A 2,207-nucleotide genomic window follows, 5' to 3' on the forward strand; every position below is an offset into this window, starting at 1 on the left:
ATGTAGTCGCGTTCTTCGTCGGTGACCATTTCGAGGGTGAGCTCGTCGTGGTTGCGCAGGAAGATGCCCCATTGGCAGGTGGCGGGGATGGCGGGCGTCTTGGCGAGGATCTCGGAGACGGGGTAGCGGGATTCGCGGCGGACGGCCATGAAGATGCGGGGCATGACGGGGAAGTGGAAGGCCATGTGGCATTCGTCGCCGCCGGTGCGGTAGTCGCCGAAGTAGTCGACCACGTCCTCCGGCCACTGGTTCGCCTCCGCCAGCAGCACCGTGTCCGGATACATCCGGTCGATCTCGCGCCGCACCCGTCTGAGGAACTCGTGGGTGGCGGGCAGGTTCTCGCAGTTGGTGCCCTCCTCGGCGTAGAGGTAGGGCACCGCGTCCAGGCGGAAGCCGTCGATGCCGAGGTCCAGCCAGAAGCGCAGGGCGGCCAGGATCTCCTCCTGCACCGCGGGGCTGTCGTAGTTGAGGTCCGGCTGGTGGGAGAAGAACCGGTGGAAGTAGTACTGGCCCCGCACGGGGTCGAACGTCCAGTTGGACGTCTCGGTGTCCACGAAGATGATGCGGGCGTCCGGATAGCCCTTGTCGTCGTCGGCCCACATGTAGAAGTCGCCGTAGGGGCCGTCGGGGTCCTTGCGGGACTCCTGGAACCACGGGTGCTGGTCGCTGGTGTGGTTCATGACGAAGTCGATGATGACCCGCATGCCGCGCTGGTGGGCGGCGTCGACGAACTCCACGAAGTCGGCGAGGTCGCCGAACTCCGGGAGCACGGCGGTGTAGTCGGAGACGTCGTAGCCGCCGTCCCGCAGCGGGGACTTGAAGAACGGCGGCAGCCACAGGCAGTCCACGCCCAGCCACTGCAGATAGTCCAGCCTGGCGGTCAGGCCCTTCAGGTCGCCGATGCCGTCGCCGTCGCTGTCCTGGAAGGAGCGGACGAGGACCTCGTAGAAGACGGCGCGTTTGAACCACTCCGGATCGCGGTCCCTGGCCGGAGCGTCCTCGAAGATGTCCGGGACGGGCTCGTTGACAGTCATGGCGCTGGGGGCCCTCCGATCTGCGGGGAGACGGACGATCGCTGGACGTGGAACACGTGCGCCGGCCGGTCGCCGGGCCGGAGGCGCACGTAGTTGGTCCTGCCCCAGTGGTAGGTCTCACCCGTCAGTTCGTCGTGCACGGACATGGACGCGTGCTGGTCCAGGCCGAGGAGCGGCATGTCCAACGAGACCGTGGCCTCCTGGGTGCGGTGCGGATCGAGATTGGCGACCACGAGCACGGCGTCAGGGCCGGCGCTCTTGCTGTAGGCGATGACGGCATCGTTGTCGGCGTGGTGGAAGTGCAGGTTGCGCAGCTGGTGCAGGGCCCGGTGGCGGCGGCGGATGTCGTTGAGGCGGGTGATGAGCGGGGTGATGGTGCGGCCCTCGCGTTCGGCGGCGGCCCAGTCGCGGGGCTTGAGCTGGTACTTCTCGGAGTCGAGGTATTCCTCGCTGCCCTCCTTCAGCGGGGTGTTCTCGCACAGTTCGTAGCCGCTGTAGATGCCCCAGGCAGGCGAGAGGGTGGCGGCCAGGACGGCGCGGACCTCGAAGGCGGGGCGGCCGCCGTGCTGGAGGTAGGCGTGCAGGATGTCGGGGGTGTTGGTGAACAGGTTGGGCCGCATGTAGGCGGCGCTCTGGCCGGACAGCTCGGTGAGGTAGTCGGTCAGCTCCTGCTTGGTGTTGCGCCAGGTGAAGTAGGTGTAGGACTGCTGGAAGCCGATCTGGGCCAGGGTGTGCATCATCGCGGGGCGGGTGAACGCCTCGGCCAGGAAGATCACGTCGGGGTCGGCGGCGTTGATCTCGCCGATCACGCGTTCCCAGAACACCACCGGTTTGGTGTGGGGGTTGTCCACGCGGAAGATCCGCACCCCGTGGCCCATCCAGTGCCGCAGGATCCGCACGGTCTCGGCGACGAGGCCGTCCATGTCGGCGTCGAAGGCGATGGGGTAGATGTCCTGGTACTTCTTGGGCGGGTTCTCGGCGTAGGCGATGGTGCCGTCGGGGCGGTGGTGGAACCACTCGGGGTGCTTGTGCACCCAGGGGTGGTCGGGGGAGCACTGCAGGGCGAAGTCGAGGGCGGTCTCCAGGCCGAGGTCGCGGGCGCGGGCGACGAAGGCGTCGAAGTCCTCGAGGGTGCCCAGGGCGGGGTGGACGGCGTCGTGGCCGCCCTCGGGG

General features: G+C 67.9%; 1 protein-coding gene and 1 pseudogene. Both read right to left on the bottom strand.

The features are described 5' to 3' along the window. On the bottom strand, positions 1-1,034 hold a 1,034-nt coding region (locus ACI2LW_RS33630; RefSeq protein ID WP_404735052.1), incomplete at its 3' end, for an alpha-amylase family glycosyl hydrolase. Then, a pseudogene (locus tag ACI2LW_RS33635) lies at positions 1,031-2,207 on the bottom strand (alpha-1,4-glucan--maltose-1-phosphate maltosyltransferase); the annotation flags it as partial. The gene ACI2LW_RS33630 and the pseudogene ACI2LW_RS33635, both read right to left, overlap by 4 nt.

Origin of the sequence: Streptomyces sp. NPDC004065 (assembly GCF_044903565.1) — a bacterium.
Classification (GTDB): Bacteria; Actinomycetota; Actinomycetes; order Streptomycetales; family Streptomycetaceae; genus Streptomyces.